This window comes from Streptomyces sp. NRRL S-87, from assembly GCF_000719335.1.
Lineage (GTDB): Bacteria > Actinomycetota > Actinomycetes > Streptomycetales > Streptomycetaceae > Streptomyces.
The window spans coordinates 118,906-136,741 of sequence record NZ_JOGB01000001.1; the positions used below are offsets into that span (position 1 = coordinate 118,906).

General features: G+C 75.1%; 18 protein-coding genes. 9 read left to right on the plus strand and 9 right to left on the minus strand.

Annotation, left to right across the window (positions count from 1 at the left end; all coding sequences use genetic code 11):
- Positions 1 to 16: 16 nt before the first annotated feature.
- Positions 17 to 781: an MBL fold metallo-hydrolase gene (locus IF43_RS0100490; RefSeq protein ID WP_234331906.1), complete on the minus strand. Its 765-nt coding sequence runs from the start codon at positions 779 to 781 to the stop codon at positions 17 to 19.
- A 176-nt stretch (positions 782 to 957) separates the two neighbouring features.
- Between IF43_RS0100490 and IF43_RS0100495 the strand changes: the two genes are divergently transcribed.
- Together IF43_RS0100495 and IF43_RS0100500 are read left to right on the plus strand one after the other, a co-directional pair.
- A complete protein-coding gene (locus IF43_RS0100495) occupies positions 958 to 1,698 on the plus strand; it encodes a PIG-L deacetylase family protein (RefSeq protein ID WP_030192505.1) in 741 nt (246 codons plus the stop codon).
- 75 nt (positions 1,699 to 1,773) lie between these two features.
- The gene (locus IF43_RS0100500) at positions 1,774 to 2,607 is read left to right on the plus strand and encodes an enoyl-CoA hydratase/isomerase family protein (protein WP_030192507.1); all 834 of its coding nucleotides are present in this window, start codon (positions 1,774 to 1,776) and stop codon (positions 2,605 to 2,607) included.
- Positions 2,608 to 2,640: 33 nt separating this feature from the next.
- Here IF43_RS0100500 and IF43_RS0100505 read toward each other — a convergent pair whose 3' ends face one another.
- From IF43_RS0100505 to IF43_RS0100515, 3 genes are all read right to left on the minus strand, one after another.
- The gene (locus IF43_RS0100505) at positions 2,641 to 3,378 is read right to left on the minus strand and encodes a VOC family protein (protein WP_030192509.1); all 738 of its coding nucleotides are present in this window, start codon (positions 3,376 to 3,378) and stop codon (positions 2,641 to 2,643) included.
- Positions 3,379 to 3,479: 101 nt separating this feature from the next.
- Complete coding sequence (locus IF43_RS0100510) at positions 3,480 to 4,511, minus strand: SDR family oxidoreductase (RefSeq protein ID WP_078909821.1); 1,032 nt, start codon at positions 4,509 to 4,511, stop codon at positions 3,480 to 3,482.
- A 59-nt stretch (positions 4,512 to 4,570) separates the two neighbouring features.
- Positions 4,571 to 5,692: a hypothetical protein gene (locus tag IF43_RS0100515; protein WP_158939125.1), complete on the minus strand. Its 1,122-nt coding sequence runs from the start codon at positions 5,690 to 5,692 to the stop codon at positions 4,571 to 4,573.
- Positions 5,693 to 5,887: 195 nt separating this feature from the next.
- On the opposite strand from IF43_RS0100515, the gene IF43_RS0100520 reads away from it, so the two are divergent.
- The 5 genes from IF43_RS0100520 (at position 5,888) to IF43_RS0100540 (ending at position 10,734) form a co-directional block, all read left to right on the plus strand.
- Complete coding sequence (locus IF43_RS0100520; RefSeq protein ID WP_030192515.1) at positions 5,888 to 6,856, plus strand: NADPH:quinone oxidoreductase family protein; 969 nt, start codon at positions 5,888 to 5,890, stop codon at positions 6,854 to 6,856.
- Positions 6,853 to 8,034 carry an acyl-CoA dehydrogenase family protein gene (locus tag IF43_RS0100525; RefSeq protein ID WP_030192517.1) on the plus strand — a complete coding sequence of 394 codons (1,182 nt, stop codon included), beginning with the start codon at positions 6,853 to 6,855 and terminating at the stop codon, positions 8,032 to 8,034. The genes IF43_RS0100520 and IF43_RS0100525 overlap by 4 nt, the downstream gene beginning before the upstream one ends.
- Positions 8,031 to 9,170 (plus strand): acyl-CoA dehydrogenase family protein, encoded by a 1,140-nt coding sequence (locus IF43_RS0100530; protein WP_030192519.1) that lies wholly within the window; start codon positions 8,031 to 8,033, stop codon positions 9,168 to 9,170. Before IF43_RS0100525 ends, IF43_RS0100530 begins: the two co-directional genes overlap by 4 nt.
- A 204-nt stretch (positions 9,171 to 9,374) precedes the next feature.
- On the plus strand, positions 9,375 to 9,836 hold the full coding sequence (locus IF43_RS0100535) for a tyrosinase family oxidase copper chaperone (RefSeq protein ID WP_030192521.1): 462 nt from the start codon (positions 9,375 to 9,377) through the stop codon (positions 9,834 to 9,836).
- A 34-nt stretch (positions 9,837 to 9,870) separates the two neighbouring features.
- Positions 9,871 to 10,734 (plus strand): tyrosinase family protein, encoded by an 864-nt coding sequence (locus IF43_RS0100540; protein WP_030192523.1) that lies wholly within the window; start codon positions 9,871 to 9,873, stop codon positions 10,732 to 10,734.
- Between the two features lie 113 nt (positions 10,735 to 10,847).
- Here IF43_RS0100540 and IF43_RS0100545 read toward each other — a convergent pair whose 3' ends face one another.
- Positions 10,848 to 11,123 carry a chaplin gene (locus IF43_RS0100545; protein ID WP_030192525.1) on the minus strand — a complete coding sequence of 92 codons (276 nt, stop codon included), beginning with the start codon at positions 11,121 to 11,123 and terminating at the stop codon, positions 10,848 to 10,850.
- A 94-nt stretch (positions 11,124 to 11,217) separates the two neighbouring features.
- On the minus strand, positions 11,218 to 11,547 hold the full coding sequence (locus IF43_RS0100550) for a hypothetical protein (protein WP_030192527.1): 330 nt from the start codon (positions 11,545 to 11,547) through the stop codon (positions 11,218 to 11,220).
- Between the two features lie 170 nt (positions 11,548 to 11,717).
- On the opposite strand from IF43_RS0100550, the gene IF43_RS0100555 reads away from it, so the two are divergent.
- Together IF43_RS0100555 and IF43_RS0100560 are read left to right on the plus strand one after the other, a co-directional pair.
- Complete coding sequence (locus IF43_RS0100555; protein WP_030192529.1) at positions 11,718 to 12,854, plus strand: esterase family protein; 1,137 nt, start codon at positions 11,718 to 11,720, stop codon at positions 12,852 to 12,854.
- Between the two features lie 106 nt (positions 12,855 to 12,960).
- Complete coding sequence (locus tag IF43_RS0100560) at positions 12,961 to 14,388, plus strand: carboxylesterase/lipase family protein (RefSeq protein ID WP_078909822.1); 1,428 nt, start codon at positions 12,961 to 12,963, stop codon at positions 14,386 to 14,388.
- A 95-nt stretch (positions 14,389 to 14,483) separates the two neighbouring features.
- Here the strand turns inward: IF43_RS0100560 and IF43_RS0100565 are convergent, their stop codons facing one another.
- From IF43_RS0100565 to IF43_RS0100575, 3 genes are read right to left on the minus strand one after another with little or no spacing between them, the layout of a single operon-like run.
- Positions 14,484 to 15,509, minus strand: coding sequence for a hypothetical protein (locus IF43_RS0100565; protein ID WP_030192534.1), 1,026 nt, complete (start codon positions 15,507 to 15,509; stop codon positions 14,484 to 14,486).
- A complete protein-coding gene (locus tag IF43_RS0100570; RefSeq protein WP_199922646.1) occupies positions 15,506 to 16,840 on the minus strand; it encodes an MFS transporter in 1,335 nt (444 codons plus the stop codon). The genes IF43_RS0100565 and IF43_RS0100570 overlap by 4 nt, the downstream gene beginning before the upstream one ends.
- A gap of 2 nt (positions 16,841 to 16,842) precedes the next feature.
- Positions 16,843 to 17,736 (minus strand): alkaline phosphatase family protein, encoded by an 894-nt coding sequence (locus tag IF43_RS0100575; protein WP_030192540.1) that lies wholly within the window; start codon positions 17,734 to 17,736, stop codon positions 16,843 to 16,845.
- Between the last annotated feature and the right edge of the window lie 100 nt (positions 17,737 to 17,836).

Genomic DNA, 17,836 nt, shown 5'->3' on the forward strand with positions numbered 1-17,836 from the left:
ACTCATTCTGAAACGATCAGTAAGGCTCGACGAACGGGCGGGTCAGGTGCGGGGTTCCCAGGAGGGCGCCGCGGCGGCGGGCGCGGGCCAGGAGCTCCTCGCGCGAGCGGCGGGCGAGGGCGGGGTCGACCTCGTGTACGTACGGGACGCCGGGGCTCACCAGTTGGACGGCGTGGACCAGCAGGTCGCCCGTCAGGACCAGCTCCCGTTCGCCACCGGTGACGACCACCGACTGGTGGCCCGGCGTGTGGCCGGGGGTGGGGACGAGGGTGACGTGGCGGCCGATCCGGTGTTCGCCCTCGACCTCCCGCAGGACGCCGGCCCGGCGCAGCGGGTCGACGACGCGGACGGCGGCCGGGGCGTCCGGGGGCAGCGGGGCGGTCTCGGCGCGCTGGAGGACGTACTCGGCCTCGGTGAACCAGGGGGCCCCGTCCGGGCCCACCGCCCAGCCCACGTGGTCGCCGTGAAGGTGCGTCAGTACCACCGTGTCGACGTCGGACGGGGAGATCGCGGCCTCCGCGAGGAGCTCGGGCAGGCGTCCCGGGACGGGTGCCCAGTCGGCGGCGGGCGCGTCCGCCGGGCCGACGCCGGCGTCCACCAGGGTCACGCGGCCGCCCGGGCGCACGACCGCGAAGCAGCGGAACTCCAGGAGCCAGGAGTCCGCCGGGCCGAAGGCCTCCGGGTCGGCCGCGTGCGCCAGTGCCCAGTCCTCCTCCGTGGCCTCCGGGAAGGCCTTCCGCGCCGTGTCGAAGAACGTTCCCGCGGCATCGGCCAGTGCCACCACCCCCGGTGCACCGGACCGTGCGGCCGTCTCCGCACGCGTGCGTGAATCCGCCACTGCGCAACCCCCGTCGCTCGGCCGGCCGCCACGTGCCGGCGGCCGGTGGGGCGCACCGGGGGGCGCGGACCTGCGTCAACGCCGGCCCCGGTGCGTCCGTTTCGCCTATTGTGCCGATCATGACGGAGCAGCTGAAGCCCATGCCCACCGACTGGACCCGTGCCCTGGCCGTCGTGGCCCACCCCGACGACCTCGAGTACGGCTGTGCGGCCGCGATCGCCGACTGGACGGACGGCGGACGCGAGGTGGTCTACGTCCTCGCCACCCGCGGGGAGGCCGGCATGGACACCCTCGAGCCCGCCGCCTGCGGCCCGCTGCGCGAGGCCGAGCAGCGCGCCAGCGCCGCGGTGGTCGGCGTGCGCACGGTCGAGTTCCTCGACCACCGGGACGGCGTCATCGAGTACGGTCCGGACCTGCGCCGCGACATCGCCGCGGCGATCCGCCGGCACCGGCCCGAGCTCGTGATCACCCTCAACCACCGTGACACCTGGGGCAGCGGGCCCGGTGCGTTCTGGAACACGCCCGACCACCAGGCCGTCGGCCGGGCGGTCCTCGACGCGGCCGGCGACGCCGGCAACCGCTGGATCTTCCCCGAGCTCACCGAGCAGGGACTGGAGCCGTGGGGCGGCGTCCGGTGGGTCGCCGTGGCGGGCTCCTCCTCGCCCACGCACGCCGCCGACGCCGGCCCGGGCCTTGAGCGTTCGGTACGGTCGCTGCTCGAGCACCGCGCGTACATCGAGGCGCTCACCGACGAGCACCCGGAGACGTACTGCCGGAACTTCCTGACCGGCAACGCGCAGGCCGTGGCCGAGCGCTTCGGCGGCCGCCCCGCCGTCTCGTTCGAACTCTTCGGCCGCTGACCGGTTCAGTTCCCAGGCCCCACCCCCTAACCTGACGCGTCGTCATGTCAGTGCGCGGGGGAGGGGAGCGCGGCCGTGATCGACACGACCGGCACGGACATCGCCGAGGGTGAGGAGCGCATCCGCCTGGAGGTCGCCGACGGCCTCGCGGTCCTCACCCTCTGCCGCCCCGAGAAGCTCAACGGCTGGAGCTGGGAGTCCACCCGCCAGCTCGGGCTGCTGGCGGACCGCATCCGCTTCGACGGGTCGGTCCGCGCGGTCCTGCTGTGCGCCGAAGGCAGGGCCTTCTGCGCGGGCATCGACGTGACCGCGCCCGGCGGCGCGATCACCGGTGACTCGGCGGCCGCCCGCACCCGCAACTACTACGAGGGCATCCGCTGGGTGCACGAGCGCTTCGCCGTGCTCGCCCGGCTGCCGCAGCCGGTGGTCGCCGCCGTGCAGGGCTACTGCCTGGGCTTCGGGTTCGAGCTCGCGCTCATGGCGGACGTACGGGTGGCCGCGGACAACGCGGTGTTCGCCCTGCCCGAGGCCCGGCTCGGCGTGGCGGTGGACGCGGGCGGCGACCTGCGCGTCGCCCGCGAGGCGGGCGCCGGCTGGGCCAAGTACCTCGCGCTGACCGGCCGCCGCATCGACGCGGCCACCGCGGAGCGCCTCGGCCTCCTCCAGCTCGTCGTGCCCGAGGACGAACTGGCGGAGGCGGCACGGGCGTTGGCGGCCGAGATTGCCGCCAACGCCCCGCTGGCCGTCCAGGCGGTCAAGCGGAACGTCGACGCCTTCGCCGACGCGCAGCTGCCCGCGGCCCTCGAGCGCACGGCCATGAACGCGGCCCTCACCCTCACCTCCGACGACTGCCGCGAGGGCTACACGGCCGGCGCCGCCCGCCGCCCCCCGCACTTCCACGGCCGCTGACCGACGCCCCGGACGGGTGCCGGGCCGGCTCGGTCAGCGCGGGCTGAGGAGGCAGAACTCGTTGCCTTCCGGGTCGGCCAGGACCGTCCAGTGGATGGCGGACTGGTCGATGCCGGGGTCGGTGGCGCCCAGGGCGCGCAGCCGGGCGGCCTCTGCTGCCGGGTCGTCACCGGGGTAGGGGCGGACGTCGAGGTGGACGCGGTTCCACCCGCTCTTGGTGTCGGGGGTGCGGACGAACTCCAGGTAGGGGCCGACGCCCTTGGCGGAGCGCATGGTCGCGTGGTCGTCGGTGACCTCGTGCACCGTCCAGTCCATCGCCCCGCCCCAGAAACGGGCCATCTCCCGTGGGTCGGTGCAGTCGACCACCACCGCGGCGATCGGCCCGGTGTCCCCGTAGACCGGGCGGGGCTCCAGGACGCAGAACTCGTTGCCCTCCGGGTCGGCCATGACCGTCCAGGGGACGTCGCCCTGGCCCACGTCGGCGAGCGTCGCGCCGAGGTCCTTCAGGCGTGCGACCAGCTCCTCCTGATGGGCGGCCGAGGTGGTGGCCAGGTCGATGTGCACCCGGTTCTTCGCCGTCTTGGGCTCCGGGCGGGCGATGACGTCGATGCAGACGGCCGCGGGGTCGGGGTAGGCGAAACCCACGGGTTCGAGGTTGGTCACGCCGGGCCCCTCGCTGTCGACCCCCCACCCGAGTGCCTCAGCCCAGAACCGGCCGAGCGCGGAGTCGTCATGCGCCTTCATGTTGATCTGCACGAGTCGTGTTGCCATGTCGAAGATCATAGGAGCTTCCGCCCGGCCCGGACCGATCCTCTCCGACCCCCTGTCCCGGAGCGGTCCCACCGCCTCGGAGGTCGTTTCGTCGGGAGTCCTCAGGGGGTGAAGGGTCCGCGGCCCAGTTGGGTGCGGACCGGGACCACGTCGGGGTTGACCAGGGCCCGGCGCTGCCAGTTCGCGCCGTCCACGACGAGGGTGTGGCCGGTGATGAAGCGGGCGTAGGGGGAGGCCAGGAAGGTGGCGGCCCAGCCGAGTTCGCGGGGCGCGCCCACGCGCAGCGCGGGCTGGCGGGCGTCCGGGGCCGCGGCCGCACCCGCGGCAGCGAGGCCGGAGCGGATGTCCGGGGTCATGTCCGGGTGCGGGACGAGGCCCGGGACCAGGCCGTTGACCTGGATGCCGTACGGGCCCCACTCCACGGCGAGCGTCTCGACCAGGCTCTTGACCCCGGCCTTGGCGGCCGCGCTGTGCGCGAAGCCGGGGCCGCCCGTCCAGGCGTACGAGGCGCCGATGTTGACGATCGAGGCGGGCGTGCCGCCGGAGAGGTGGCGGCGGCCGAACTCGCGGCTCGTGAACCAGGTGCCGGTGAGGGTGACGTCCACCACCGCCCGCCAGGCGTTCGGCGACATGTCCTCGGCCGGCACGGGGAAGTTGGCGGCCGCGTTGTTGACCAGCACGTCCGGCCGGCCGGAGGCGGCCTCCGCCGCGTCGAAGACCTCGGCGATCCGCTCCGGGTCGCGGATGTCGCAGACCGCCGCCGTGACCCGGCCGCCGCCGACGGCGGCCAGTTCGTCGCGGGCGGCCGCCAGCCGGTCGGCCCGCCGGCCGGCGATGACGAGGTCCGCGCCCAGCCGGGCGAACTCGGCGGCGATCGCCTTGCCGAGCCCCGTGCCGCCACCGGTGACCAGCACGACCCGGCCCTCGTAGGTGCCGGGCGGCAGCGCGCTGGCCCCGAGCGGCGGCGGCCCGGGCAGGCCGGTCAGGGCCGGTCCGGCGGTCCGGGCGGCCGGTGTCCGGCCGGCCGCCCGCCCGGCGGCCGGGGAACCGGCCCCGGGCCGGTGGGGTCTGCCGGGCCCGGCGGCCGGGTCGGGCGGCTCGGCGGCGGGGTCCGTGGGCTGCGTACGCTCCATGCGCGCATCGATAGCGCGCCGGGGCTCGGATCGCCAGTCCCACGACCGGGGCGTCCGCGCTACGGCAGGTACGCCTGCTTGGTCGCGCAGGTCCACACCACGGACTGGCGCACGCCCTTCGCGTCCACCGCGGAGCCGCCGGCCCGGTCGTCGTCCGTGACCGCCTCCGCCGCACTGGCTCCGTCGGGCGCCAGCCGCGGCAGCGCGCGCACCGGGCCGGAGCCCGCCCACAGCTGCGCCTGGTCCGGCCGGGTCGGGTTGTCCGGGTGGTACTTGGCGGTGCCGACGGCCACGTCCGTGGTCCGGCTGATGGCCTCGAACGTGCCGTAGGGGAACGTGCCCAGCAGGCCCGGGGAGCCGCCCGGCTCCTCGTACGGGGCGTCCCACACCATCGGCCGGTACTCGTACCAGGGTCCGTGGAACCAGTGGCCCACGACCCGGCCGCTCTCGTCGATGTCCTGGACGTACGGCATGTTGAGGCTGTTGCCGACCGGCTCCAGGGTCTTGGCGGGCCCGCCGTCGGCCGGCCAGACGACCGGGTACCACCTGTCCACCTGCTCGCCCGTCTCGGGGACCTCGTAGATCTCCTCGGCCGTGCCGAGCACGTCGCCCCGGTCGTTGATCGCGGTCACGTAGGTGACGTGGGCCTCCGGCCTGCTCCCCGGCGGCAGTGCGAGCCGGCGGACCACCGCGCCGTCGCGCCAGACCAGGCCCCCCCGGCCGTGGTCCTCGTCCATGACGACGTATCCGGAGTCGTTGACGTCCATCTCGCGCCAGCCGGCCGACTCGCCCTCCGGCAGGGTGGTCACGGCCGCGTCCCCGATGCGGTAGCTGAACGCGCGTGACGTGGAGGCGGCCTCGTCGCGGTAGGTGCCGACCATCAGGCCGCTGCTGTTGACCGCCAGCACCTCGCCCCGGGTCCTGCCGGCCGGCAGCGGGACGGCGTGGACCCGGCTCCCCTTCCAGTACACGGGCCGACCCGCGGACTGGCCGACGGCCACGTCGCCGGCGCCGAGGTCCCGGACGCCGTCGTCGTCGTGGTCCCGCGGGTCCGCCGGCCCGAGCGCTCCCAGGACCTTCAGCTGCGGCTTGCAGCCGGCCGTGGCGGCGGCCGGACCCGCTGCGGACATCAGGCCGGCCACGGCCGCAGCGGCCGCGCAGACGGCAAGGCTCTTCCTCACGTGGTGTCCCCCCATGGATCACGGTGTCGTGTGGGGAACATGATGCACGCCGTGCGGACGTTCGGGGGCGGAACGGGACATACCACTTGAAGACCTTGGCTGGTTCGCAGACCTCGGGAGTGGTTCCCCTGGAGGCAAGCGACCGCTTAGTATGCGGTCCGAGCACGGTCCGTCGACGGCGGCTGGAGGCCCCCGATGAAGGCATGGCAGGTACACACCCACGGCGAGCCGCGAGCCGTCATGCGGCTCGACGAGGTACCCGAACCCCGGCCCGGCGACGGGGAGGTGCTGCTGCGGGTCCGCGCCGCCGCCGTCAACTTCCCCGACGCGCTCCTGTGCCGCGGGGAGTACCAGATCCGGCCCCCGCTGCCCTTCACCCCGGGCGTCGAGATCTGCGCGGAGACCGAGGACGGGCGCCGGGTCATCGCCAACCCGGGCCTCCCGTACGGCGGTTTCGCCGAGTACGCCGTCGCCCGCGCCGACGCCCTGCTGCCCGCGCCCGCGGTCCTGGACGACGCCCAGGCGGCCGCCCTCCACATCGGCTACCAGACCGGCTGGTTCGGCCTGCACCGCAGGGCCCGCCTCCAGTCCGGCGAGACGCTCCTGGTGCACGCGGCGGCGGGCGGGGTCGGCAGCGCCGCCGTCCAACTGGGCAAGGCGGCCGGCGCCACGGTCATCGGCGTCGTGGGCGGCAAGGCCAAGGCCGCGGCCGCCGAGGCGCTCGGCTGCGACCTCGTGATCGACCGGACGTCCGAGGACCTCGTCGCCCGCGTCAAGGAGTTCACCGGCGGACGCGGCGCCGACGTCGTCTACGACGCGGTCGGCGGGGCCGCGTACACCGCCTCCGCCAAGTGCGTGGCCTTCGAGGGGCGCATCCTGGTCGTCGGCTTCGCCAGCGGGACCGTCCCGGCCCCCGCCCTCAACCACGCCCTCATCAAGAACTACGCGATCGTCGGCCTGCACTGGGGCCTGTACGCGCAACGGGATCCGGCGGCCGTCCTGGCCTGCCACGAGGAGCTGACCCGGCTCGCCGCCGAAGGCGCCGTCTCCCCCCTGGTCAGCGAGCGCCTCCCGCTCGACGCGGCCGCCGACGCCGTCCAGCGCGTCGCCGACGGCACCACCACGGGCCGGCTGGCGATCCTCCCCACCGGTGGTGCCCGATGACCACCGCCGCCGAACTCGACGACCGCGTACGGGACTTCCTGGCCGCCCACCCCCCGGCCGGGACCGAGCGCACCGCCTTCCTCCGCGCCCGCTTCGACGCCGGACTCGCCTGGGTCCACTACCCCGAGGGCCTCGGCGGCCTCGGCGCCCCCCGCACCCTCCAGGCCGGCGTCGACGCGGCCCTCGAAGCCGCCGGCGCCCCCGACAACGACCCCCGCCGCATCGGCATCGGTCTCGGCATGGCCGCGCCCACGATCCTCGCGTACGGCACCGAGGAGCAGAAGCGGCGCTTCCTGCGCCCGCTGTGGACCGGCGAGGAGGTGTGGTGCCAGCTCTTCAGCGAGCCCGGCGCCGGCTCCGACCTCGCCGCCCTCGGCACCCGCGCCGTCCGCGACGGCGAGGACTGGATCGTCACCGGCCAGAAGGTCTGGACGTCCAGCGCCCACCTCGCCCGCTGGGCCATCCTCGTCGCCCGCACCGACCCCGACCTCCCCAAGCACCGGGGCATCACCTACTTCCTGTGCGACATGACCGATCCCGGCGTGGAGGTCCGGCCGCTCCGGCAGCTCACCGGCGAGGCCGAGTTCAACGAGGTGTTCCTCACCGGCGTGCGCATCCCCGACGCCCACCGCCTCGGGGCCGTCGGCCAGGGCTGGGAGGTCGCCCGCACCACCCTGATGAACGAGCGGGTCTCCATCGGCGGCATGCGGCTGCCCCGGGAGGGCGGCATGATCGGCCCGGTGGCCGCCACCTGGCGCGCCCGCCCCGAACTGCGCAACCACGCCCTCCACCAGCGCCTGCTGGAACTCTGGGTCGAGGCCGAGGTGGCCCGCATCACCGGCGAACGACTGCGCCAGCAACTGGCCGCCGGCCAGCCGGGCCCCGAGGGCTCCGGCATGAAGCTCGCCTTCGCCCGCCTCAACCAGGAGATCAGCGGCCTGGAGGTGGAACTCCTCGCCGAGGAGGGCCTGGCGTACGACGACTGGACGATGCGCCGCCCCGAACTCGTCGACTTCACCGGCCGCGACGCCGGTTACCGCTACCTGCGCTCCAAGGGGAACTCGATCGAGGGCGGCACCAGCGAGATCCTCCTCAACATCGTCGCCGAACGCGTCCTGGGCCTGCCGCCCGAGCCCCGCGACGACAAGGACCTCCCCTGGAAGGACCTGGCCCGATGACGGACCTGCTCTACTCCGACACCGAGGACGACCTGCGCGCCGCCGTACGGTCCCTGCTCGCCGACCGCACCACCCCCGCCGCCACCCTCGAGCGCGCCGAGGCCGGGCACCCGCACGACCCCGACCTGTGGCGCACCCTCGCCGGCACCGGGGCCGTCGGACTGCTCGTGCCCGAGAAGCTCGGCGGACAGGGCGCGGGACCCCGCGAGGCCGGGGTGGTCCTGGAGGAGCTCGGCCGGGCCGCCGTCCACCTCCCCTACCTCACCTGCGCCGTCCTCGCCGCCGAGACCCTGCTCGGCTGCGACACCGCCCTCCCCGCCGTCTCCCGGCTGCTCGGCGAACTCGCCTCCGGCGCCGCGGTGGCGGTCCCGGCCTGGCCGCTGACGCTGGCTCCGGGCGCGCCGTGGCACCCGACCGTGCGCGACACCTGCGGGGGCCGGGACGCGGGCGACGGCGACGGCTCCGGCGGCGGCCGGCTCACCGGGACCGTCACCGCCGTCGCGGACGCCGTCGGCGCCGACGTGCTGCTGGTCCCGGCCGACACCGGGCTCTACGCCGTCCCCGCCGACCAGGTCCGGATCGGCCCGCAGGTCCCCCTCGACCTCACCCGCCCGCTCGCCACCGTCACCCTGGACGGGGCGCACGGGGAACGGCTCGCCGACGCCGACACCGCTCCCGCCGTGCTGCAGCGGGCGCTCCTCACGGGCGCCGGGCTGCTCGCCTCCGAACAGCTCGGCCTCGCCGACTGGTGCCTGACCGAGACCGTCGGGTACGTCCGCACCCGCCACCAGTTCAACCGCCCCGTCGGCTCGTTCCAGGCCCTCAAGCACCGGCTCGCCCAGCTGTGGCTGGAGGTCGCCCAGGCCCGGGCGGCCGCCCGCAACGCCGCCGGCACCCTCGCCACCGGGGCCGCGGACGAGGTCCCGCTCGCGGTGTCGCTGGCCCAGGCCTACTGCTCGCCGGTGGCCGTCCGGGCCGCCGAGGAGTGCGTACAGCTGCACGGCGGCATCGGCATGACCTGGGAGCACCCCGCGCACCTGTACCTCAAGAGGTCCAAGGCCGACTCGCTGGCCCTGGGAACCGCCGGGCACCACCGGGACCGCATCGCGGAACTGGCGGCACTCCCCGCGCCCTGACCGGGCCGGCCCCGCACACCCCCTGCGGGCGGGCCAGCCCCGCACACCCCCTGCGGGCGGGCCAGCCCCGCACACCCCCTGCGGGCGGGCCGTCGCCGGCCCGCCCGCGGACCCACGATCTTCGACGAGGGCGTGCCCCAGCCCGCCCCGGAGCGTTAGACCGTCAGAGGCGGTTGACGGTCCGCGGAGCCGAGGGAGCACACGATGAGCGCCACCAGCGGGAACATCGGAACCGGGGGACCCGCCACCGGGTCCCGCGGCACCGTCGTCGGCCGACGGCTGGCGCTGCGCACGGCGTTCACGGCGGCCGTGCTCACCGCCACCGCGGCCGCCCTGGCCCCGCTGGTGCGGGCCGGCCGGTCCGCCCGGCGCCGCACCGCCGAGCCGCCCGTACCGCTCTTCGAGGAGACGTACCGCGGGCGGCACATCGCCGCGGTCCGACTGCCCGCGCGCAGCTCGGACGGCACGCACGCCGGGGGCGCCGCGGACGCCGTGGACATCCGCATCGACGGCCGGCCGCTGCCCGTGATGCGGCGCGCCGACGGCAGCTGGCTCAGCGGGATCAACCACTACGAGTCCTTCGCGACCCCCCGGGACCTCGCACGCGCCGCCGTCGACGAGCTCGGCACGGCCCGGCTGGCGGCGAACCCGGCGCACCACGGCTGATCCCCGCAACCAAGGCTGAAAGGGCCCCGACCCCGTGTACACCCGCCAGAACCAGAGGAACCTCACCCGCGCGCAGAAGAAGCGCTTCACGTCCGCGTTGATCGAACTCAAGCGCGACGGCACGTACGACGACTTCGTCCGCACGCACAACCGCTGGTTCGTGCCGGACGGCGCGAGCCGGCGGCGCGTGGGCCACATGACCCCCTCGTTCTTCCCCTGGCACCGCTCCTACCTGCTGCAGTTCGAGAAGGCACTGCGCGCCGTCGACCCCGGCGTCACCCTCCCGTACTGGGACTGGACCACCGACCGCAGCCCCGTCGGCTCGCTGTGGGCCGACGACTTCCTCGGCGGCACCGGCCGCGACGGCGACCGCCAGGTCACCACCGGCCCGTTCGCGTACGACCGCGGCAACTGGGCCGTCACCGTCGGTATGACCGACGGCGTTGCCCTCACCCGCAACCTCGGGCGCCCCGACCGGCCGATCGAACTGCCCACCGCGGCCGAGCTGGATTGGGCCCTGGACGACCCGGTGTACGACACGGCGCCCTGGGACTCCACCGCCGCCCAGGGCGGCTTCCGCAACAAGCTGGAGGGCTGGGCAGCGCCGCGCAGCGAGCGCTGGCGCAACCACAACAAGGTCCACCAGTGGATCGGCGGCCACATGACGGGCGGCACCGCCCCGAACGACCCCGCCTTCTGGCTCCACCACGCCTTCGTGGACCTCCTGTGGGACCGCTGGCAGCAGCGCCACCCGGAGTCCGGGTACCTGCCGGCCCGCAGGCTGGAGCGCGGCGACCCGCAGTACGGGCGGGTGCTCAGCCTGGACGAGCCGATGCCGCCCTGGGGCGTCACCCCGCGCGAGATGCTCGGCCACCAGGACACGTACCGGTACGAGTAGCCCGGCCCCGTCCCGGCCCCGTTCCCGGGGCCGGGGCGGGGGCGGGGGCGGGAGGCAACGGAACGGGCCCCCACCGCACCGCGGTGGGGGCCCGCTCCGCGGGGGGACCGGCATCAGCCGCCGTAGCCGCCCTCGACGTCGTCGTGACCGCCACCGTTGACGCAGGTGTTGCCGAAGGCGGGGTTCAGGAGACCGATCACGTTCACGGAGTTGCCGCAGACGTTGACGGGCACGTGGATCGGAACCTGGACGACGTTGCCGGAGCCGACACCGGGGGAACCGACCGCGGCGCCGTGCGCTCCGGAGTCCGCGGCGGCCATGCCCGCGCCGGCGGCCAGAACGGAACCGGCGGCAGCGGTGATGGCCGCCGCCTTCGCGATACGCGACATCGATATCTCCTTGAGATTCTTGAAGCACCGCAAGATCTGCGGCGATGACATGCCGTACAACGCCGCGGCCGCCCTGGGGTCACGGCCACTGGCCCTACCTGGTGACGCCGAATTCCACGGACCCGAAGCCGAAGGACGTCGGCGCGCTGCCGCCCGCCGGGACCCGGCCCAGGACAGCACCGGTGCAGCCCGGCCCCCGGTAGAGCACGGCCTCGCGGGCCGTGTGGTTGACCACGCCCGTGCCGGGCGCGCCCACCGCCTCGACGCAGCCGGCCGGGCGGCTGGCGGCGTGCACCTGGTCGTCGGTGCCGACGTACTGGAACTCCGGGCCGCCGGCCGCCGCGGCCGAACCGGTGCCGGCCGCCGCGGCCGCCAGAAGGAGTACCGGCGCCGCCGCGGCCCGGAGAGTGCCGTTGATACGCATGAAAGCCTCGCGGTGTGGGTCGGGGTGGGGCGGACGCCCCGTCCGGCTCAACCCGTGCCACCGGTGTGGGTCACGCCACGTCACCCTCACGGGCAACCCGACGCGGCATTTCTCCCTCTTCACGTCCGGGCGCCGTCACTCTGCGCCGAGCGAGACAAGAGAGAAGGAACGTGGCACTCACCTCCAAGACCCTGCTCTGCATCCTGATGGCGGGCACCCTCGTGGTGAGCGTCCTGATCCTGTGGCTCTGGCCGCGCGCCGCGCGGCCGGGCCCGGCGGGGTGGGCCGCCCGGCTGGGCATGCTCGCGGTGGCGCAGCTGTGCCTGCTGTCGGTGCTGCTGGTCGCGGCGAACCGTTCCTTCGGCTTCTACTCCTCATGGGACGAGCTGCTGGGCCGCTCCTCCACCGTCCAGGCGCTGGAGGCGGCGCCCGCGGGCGGGAAGCTGCCGCCGGCCCTCACGGTCAAGGGACCGCGGTCCATCGGCCTCAAGGGCCCCGCGCCGGTGGCCGGGCAGGTCGAGGAGGTCGCGATCCGGGGCCGGCTCACGGGTCTGTCCATGACCGGCTACGTGTACCTGCCCCCGCAGTACTTCCAGGCCGCTTACCGCACCCGGACGTTCCCGGTCGTGGTCGCGATCACCGGCCAGCCCGGCATATCGAAGAACCTGATCACCCAGCTGAAGGTCCCGCAGGCGGTGTCCGAGGCCGTGATGGCCAAGACCGTCCGGCCCACCATCTACGTCCTCGTACGGCCCTCCGTCGTGCCCGGCCGGGACACCAACTGCACCGACGTGCCCGGCGGCCCGCAGGCGCTGACCTTCTTCAACCAGGACCTGCCGGCGGCCGTCAGCGAGCACTACCGCACCACCGACACCCCCGGCAGCTGGGGCGCCGTCGGCAACTCCACCGGCGGCTACTGCGCGCTCAAGCTGCCCATGACCAACCCCGCCCGCTACGGGGCCGGGGCCGGCCTGTCCGCCGACTACTTCGCCCGCAAGGATCGCGACACCGGCGACCTCTACGACGGCAGCAGGAAGCTCCAGAACGAGAACGACCTCACCTGGCGCCTGAGGCACCGGCCCGCGCCGCCGGTCTCCCTGCTCGTCAGCTCCAGCAAGCAGGGCGAGCCGAACTACCGGCCCACGCTGGAGTTCGCCGCCGCCGCCAAGGCGCCCACCCGGGTCGCCAAGCTGATCCGCGAGGAGGGCGGGCACAACTTCCAGACCTGGCGCGAGGAGTACCCCGAGGTGATCCGCTGGCTCGACGCGCAGCTCCGCGACCGCGCGGCCCCGACCCCGGCCCCCTGACCGCCGCCGCCCCCGCCGGGCGGGGTCACGCACCCCCTGAGAGGATGGCCGTCCGGCCGCTCCACCGGCAGGCGGACGGCGACGCACGAGGACGAAGGACCCCGGCATGGACACGAGGAACGCGGCCGACGCCGTCGCCGCCGTGACGGCCACGACCCGGCAGGGGGCGGTCCGCGGCACGCGTGAACACGGCGTCGCCGTCTTCCGCGGGATCCCGTACGCCGCCCCGCCCGTCGGCGCCCTGCGGTTCGCCGCCCCCGCCCCGCCCGCGCCCTGGGACGGGGTCCGGGACGCCACCGCCTTCGGCCCCACCGCCCCCAAGCCCCCGTACGAGGAGCCCTTCGCCACCCTGCTGGACGACCCCGTCGTCCCGGGCGAGGACTGCCTGAACCTCAACGTGTGGACCCCCGAGCCCGGGCCCGGCGCCCGGCTGCCGGTCATGGTGTGGATCCACGGCGGCGCCCTGACCCGCGGCTCCTCCGCGGTCCCGGTGTACGACGGGTCGGCCTTCGCCCGCGACGGCGTCGTCCTGGTGTCCCTCAACTACCGGCTCGGGGTGGCCGGCTACGGGCTGTTCCCCGACGCCGTGCCCAACCGGGGCCTGCTCGACCAGATCGCCGCGCTGGAATGGGTCAGGGACAACATCGCCGGCTTCGGCGGCGACCCCGACCGGGTGACCGTCTTCGGCGAGTCCGCGGGCGCCATCAGCACCGGCGTGCTGCTCGCCTCGCCCCGGGCCGCCGGCCTGTTCCGGCAGGCGGTGCTGCAGAGCGGCGCCCCCGAGGCACTGCCGCGACCGCACGTACGGACGATGGTCCGCCGGATGGCCGCCCGGCTGAAGGTGCCCGCCACCGCGGCCGCCTTCGCCGCGCTCCCGCCGCAGGCGCTGCTCGCGGCCCAGACCGTCGTGCAGCGGCGTTCGAGCCCGCTGCTCGGCGGGCCCGCGTTCGGCATCGTCGAGGACGGCGACGCGGTGCCCGGGGACCCCCTGGAACGGCTCGTCACCGGGCGGGCGGCCGCCGACGTCCCGCTCCTGATGGGCTGGACGAGCGAGGAGTACCGGCTCTGGGTGGCCCCCACCGGCCTGCTCCGCCACATGGACCGCCTCGGTCCCGTGACGCTCGCCTTCGGTGCCCTGCGCGGCCGTGCCACACCGGCGGAGATACGTTCCGCCCGCGCGGCCCGCCCCGGCGCCGCGGCCGGCGAGGTGGTCGGCCAACTGCTCACCGACCGCCTCCTGCGCGACCCGCTGCGCCGCCTCGCCGCCGCCCCCCGACGGGCCACCGCCCACCTCTACGAGTTCGCCTGGCCCTCGGCGGTCCCCGGCCTCGGCAGCTGCCACGCCCTGGAGCTCGGCTTCGTCTTCGACACCCTCGCCATGCCCGGCGCCACCTCGCTCACCGGCCCCGGCGCCCCCCAGCCCCTCGCCGACGCCATGCACGCGGCCTGGACCTCCTTCGCCACCACCGGCACCCCCGGTTGGGCCCCCTGGCACCGCTCCGGTTCCCCCCACCGCTTCACCCACCCGGCGTAGCGCGGGATCGGACCGGACCGGGCCGGGCGGGTCGAGGGCGGAGCGCCGTAGCGGGCCGGCCACCCCGGGAGACGCCGCCCACCGCGGTCCCGTGGTCAGCCGATCCACGCGGGGGCGAGGGCGGAGTCCATCAGCCGCTTCGCGACGCCCGAGCCGTCCGCCGGCACCGCGTACAGGTCCGCCCCGAAGTCCCCGGGCAGCGCGTACGCGACGGTGTGCGCGTCGGTCCACACGGCCTGGTCGTCGACGTTGCGGGTCTCGGCGAGCGGCCGGTCGGTCAGGTCGGCCAGGTCCAGCACGTACAGCCGCCACGGGGCGTCGGCGGGCAGTCCGGGCACCCGCTTCTTGAAGGCGATCCGGGTCTCGTCGGGTGACAGGGACGGGCACTCCACGTTGGCGCGCAGGGTGGTGACGGTACGGGTGGCCAGGTCGCCCCGGACCAGGTACGTCCGCCCCTTCGTGCCGAGCGTGGCGTAGAAGTGCCGGTCGTCGCGGCTGAAGGTGACGCCCCAGAAGTTCGCGTCCGCCGAGCGGTACCGCTCGCCGTCCTTGATGACGGTGAAGTCCTCGAGGGTCGGCTCCAGCTTCCCGGTCCGGGTGTCGAGGACCGAGGCGCGGGTGGAGAAGTCCGTACCGGCGTAACTGTCACCGCCGACGAAGACCGTCCAGGCGACGTACCGGCCGCTGGGGGAGACCCGGGCCCGGGTGGGGATGCCGGCCAGCGGGTGGTGCGAGCGCTCCTTCAGGTGCGCGTCCAGCACCACCGCCCGGTAGGTGTCCTGGACCGCGCCCCGGACGGCCTGCAGGCAGACGCCGGTCCCGGCGGCGGCGTGGAAGCGCAGGCAGCGCACCCCGGAGGCGGTCCGCCGGCCGCCGGGCGTGGCGGCGGGTACGGTCGCCAGCTCGTCCCGGCGCGGCCCCCAGGCCATGTTGCGGAACACGATCCGGCGCCGCCCGTCCGCGACCAGGGAGAACCGGCCGGCCCGTACGTCGGGGCCGCCGGCCTGCGCCCGGTTCCGGTCGTCCGCCCGCTCGCCGGCCCGCCACACCGCGGCCCCGGCGACGCAGCCGAGGGCGAGGACGGCGGCCAGCAGGATCAGCAGCCGGTTGCGGTGGGTCATGCGGGGGTCCTTCCTGGAGCGGCGGCGTCGGGGACGGGGGAGGGTTCGGGGCCGGAGGGCGCCAGGCGGGCGGCGAGGAGGAGGCACAGGGCCAGTCCGGTCGCCGCGGCGAGCAGCGCCGGGCGTTCCCCCCACGCGCTCCAGGCGGCGCCGAAGGCCAGGGAGCACACGAACCGGGCGAGCGCCTGGCCCGTCTGTACGACGGCCAGTCCGCCCGCGCGCAGCCCTTCGGGCACGACGCCGGCCGCAGCCGCCATCAGCACGCCGTCGGTGGCGGCGTAGAACAGCCCGTGCAGGAGCAGGACGGTGTACGGGAGCACGGGGCCCCGCCAGCCGGAGAGCAGCAGCCCGTACGCCAGCAGCAGCGCGACGTGCCCGCCGAGGAACACCCGCCACCGTCCGATCCGGTCGGCGAGCCGGCCCAGCGGCAGGGCCAGCAGGAAGAACGCCCCCGCGGTGCCGAGCGGCAGCAGCGCGAACCAGCGGTCGGCGAGGCCGGTGCGGTGCTGGAGCAGCAGGAAGACGAAGGCGTCGCTGACGGTGGTCAGGCCCAGCAGCAGGGCGCAGAGGCTGATCCGGCGCAGGTCGCGGCGGCGCAGCAGCCCGAAGGAGGCGCGCAGCGAGGCCCGTTCACGCTCCGGCGGGTGCGCCGGGGCGCCGGCGGCCGTGGCCGCGGCGGCGGCGCGGCCGGGTACGAACAGGACGAGGACCAGCACCCCGAGCGCGGCCACGCAGGCGCTGACCGTGAACACGGCGTCGTACCCCTCGGCGGCCCGGCGCAGGATCACGAAGGCGACCAGGGGGCCGATCAGGGCGCCCGCGGTGTCCATGGCGCGGTGGACGCCGAAGGCCCGGCCGCGTTCGGCGGGTTCGCTGGCCAGGGAGATGAGCGCGTCCCGGGGCGCGGTGCGCAAGCCCTTGCCGGTCCGGTCGAGGGCCAGCACGGCGCCGATGCCGGGCAGCGTGTGCGCGAGCAGGAGCAGCGGCTTGGCGAGGGCGGAGAGCCCGTAGCCGAGGCCGGCGACGGCCTTGTGGCCGCCGGAGCGGTCGGCCAGGTGGCCGCCGGTGAGCCGGACGAGGGCGCTGACCCCGTTGTAGAGGCCGTCGAGCAGACCGAACCCGAGCGGGGAGAGGCCGAGGCCGGCGACGAGGTAGAGCGGCAGCACGGCCGTCACCATCTCCGAGGAGACGTCGGTGACGAGGGAGACCGTGCCGAGGGCGAGCACCGTGGGGGCGACGGCGGCGCGCCGCCCGGGGCGGGAGTCCCGGGCGGCGGCCGTGGGCGTCGTCACGGGCTGCGCGGGGGTGCCGCGGCTGTCCGCAACGTACATGGTCAGGAGGCCCAGATCCCCGTGATGTCCTTGGCGGTGGCGGCGTTGCCGGCGTGGGCCGTCAGACCCGCCAGGCCCTCGACGGTGCGCAGCACGTCGTAGTGGTTGTACGTGGTCGACGTGGTCGAGCCCGGGGTCACCGGCTGGCCGTACAGGACGGTCGGGATGCGGTTGCCGGCCAGGCGGTTGTCCTCGTCGAAGGTGACGATCAGCAGGCTGTTGTGGGTCTTGGCCCAGTCGGCGTACGCCTTGAGGTTGTTCTGCACCCAGGTGTCACCGGTGCCGACCGAGCAGTCGTGCATGTCGTTGCACAGGTCCGGCACGACGAAGGAGACCTTCGGCAGGGTGGTGAAGTCGGTCGGGAACTGGCTCATCGTCTTCGCGGTGCTGGTGGGCACGTTGGAGAACGCGAACCAGGGGTTGTGCTTGCGGGCGTAGCGGCCGCTGGAGCAGGTGGTGGAGCCCTGGCTGGGCAGGCCCTCGTTGTAGCTGCCCCAGCTCTTGCCGGCGGCGATCAGCTCGGAGGCCAGGTTGGCGGCGGAGCTGAAGCCGGGGGTGTAGCAGCTGTCGCTGGTCACGCCCTGGTTGCCGCCCGAGAACAGCTGGAGGTAGTTGGGCTGGCTCGGGTGCGTGATGCCGTACGACTGCGAGAGGCTGGCACCGCCCGTCCTGAGCGAGTTGATGTAGGGGGCGCTCGAGCTGCCGATCACCTGGCTGTAGGCGTGGTTCTCGAACACGGCGACCACGATGTGGTCGGGCTGGGGCAGGGCCGCGGCGTGTGCGTCCTGCGTGCCGCCCAGGCCGGTCCAGATCCCCGCGGCGGCGAGGCTGAGGCCGAAGGCCGAGGCGAGGGCGGTGACACTGCGGCGGGGCCGGGAGAGCGATATGCCGAGCACGGCATGACCTCCGTCAGACATGGTGTGGGGTTGGCGGCGCGACGTAAAGGTAGGGGCGGCGGGTCCACCGGTCGGCACGGTACGGGTGAAGATCAGGAAA

Coding starts and splice junctions, on each gene's coding strand:
- IF43_RS0100495 (WP_030192505.1), top strand. CDS start 958: ATGACGGAGCAGCTGAAGCCCATGCCCACCGACTGGACCCGTGCCCTG.
- IF43_RS0100505 (WP_030192509.1), bottom strand. CDS start 3,378: ATGGCAACACGACTCGTGCAGATCAACATGAAGGCGCATGACGACTCC.
- IF43_RS0100510 (WP_078909821.1), bottom strand. CDS start 4,511: ATGGAGCGTACGCAGCCCACGGACCCCGCCGCCGAGCCGCCCGACCCG.
- IF43_RS0100520 (WP_030192515.1), top strand. CDS start 5,888: ATGAAGGCATGGCAGGTACACACCCACGGCGAGCCGCGAGCCGTCATG.
- IF43_RS0100525 (WP_030192517.1), top strand. CDS start 6,853: ATGACCACCGCCGCCGAACTCGACGACCGCGTACGGGACTTCCTGGCC.
- IF43_RS0100530 (WP_030192519.1), top strand. CDS start 8,031: ATGACGGACCTGCTCTACTCCGACACCGAGGACGACCTGCGCGCCGCC.
- IF43_RS0100535 (WP_030192521.1), top strand. CDS start 9,375: ATGAGCGCCACCAGCGGGAACATCGGAACCGGGGGACCCGCCACCGGG.
- IF43_RS0100545 (WP_030192525.1), bottom strand. CDS start 11,123: ATGTCGCGTATCGCGAAGGCGGCGGCCATCACCGCTGCCGCCGGTTCC.
- IF43_RS0100550 (WP_030192527.1), bottom strand. CDS start 11,547: ATGCGTATCAACGGCACTCTCCGGGCCGCGGCGGCGCCGGTACTCCTT.
- IF43_RS0100560 (WP_078909822.1), top strand. CDS start 12,961: ATGGACACGAGGAACGCGGCCGACGCCGTCGCCGCCGTGACGGCCACG.
- IF43_RS0100565 (WP_030192534.1), bottom strand. CDS start 15,509: ATGACCCACCGCAACCGGCTGCTGATCCTGCTGGCCGCCGTCCTCGCC.
- IF43_RS0100570 (WP_199922646.1), bottom strand. CDS start 16,840: ATGTACGTTGCGGACAGCCGCGGCACCCCCGCGCAGCCCGTGACGACG.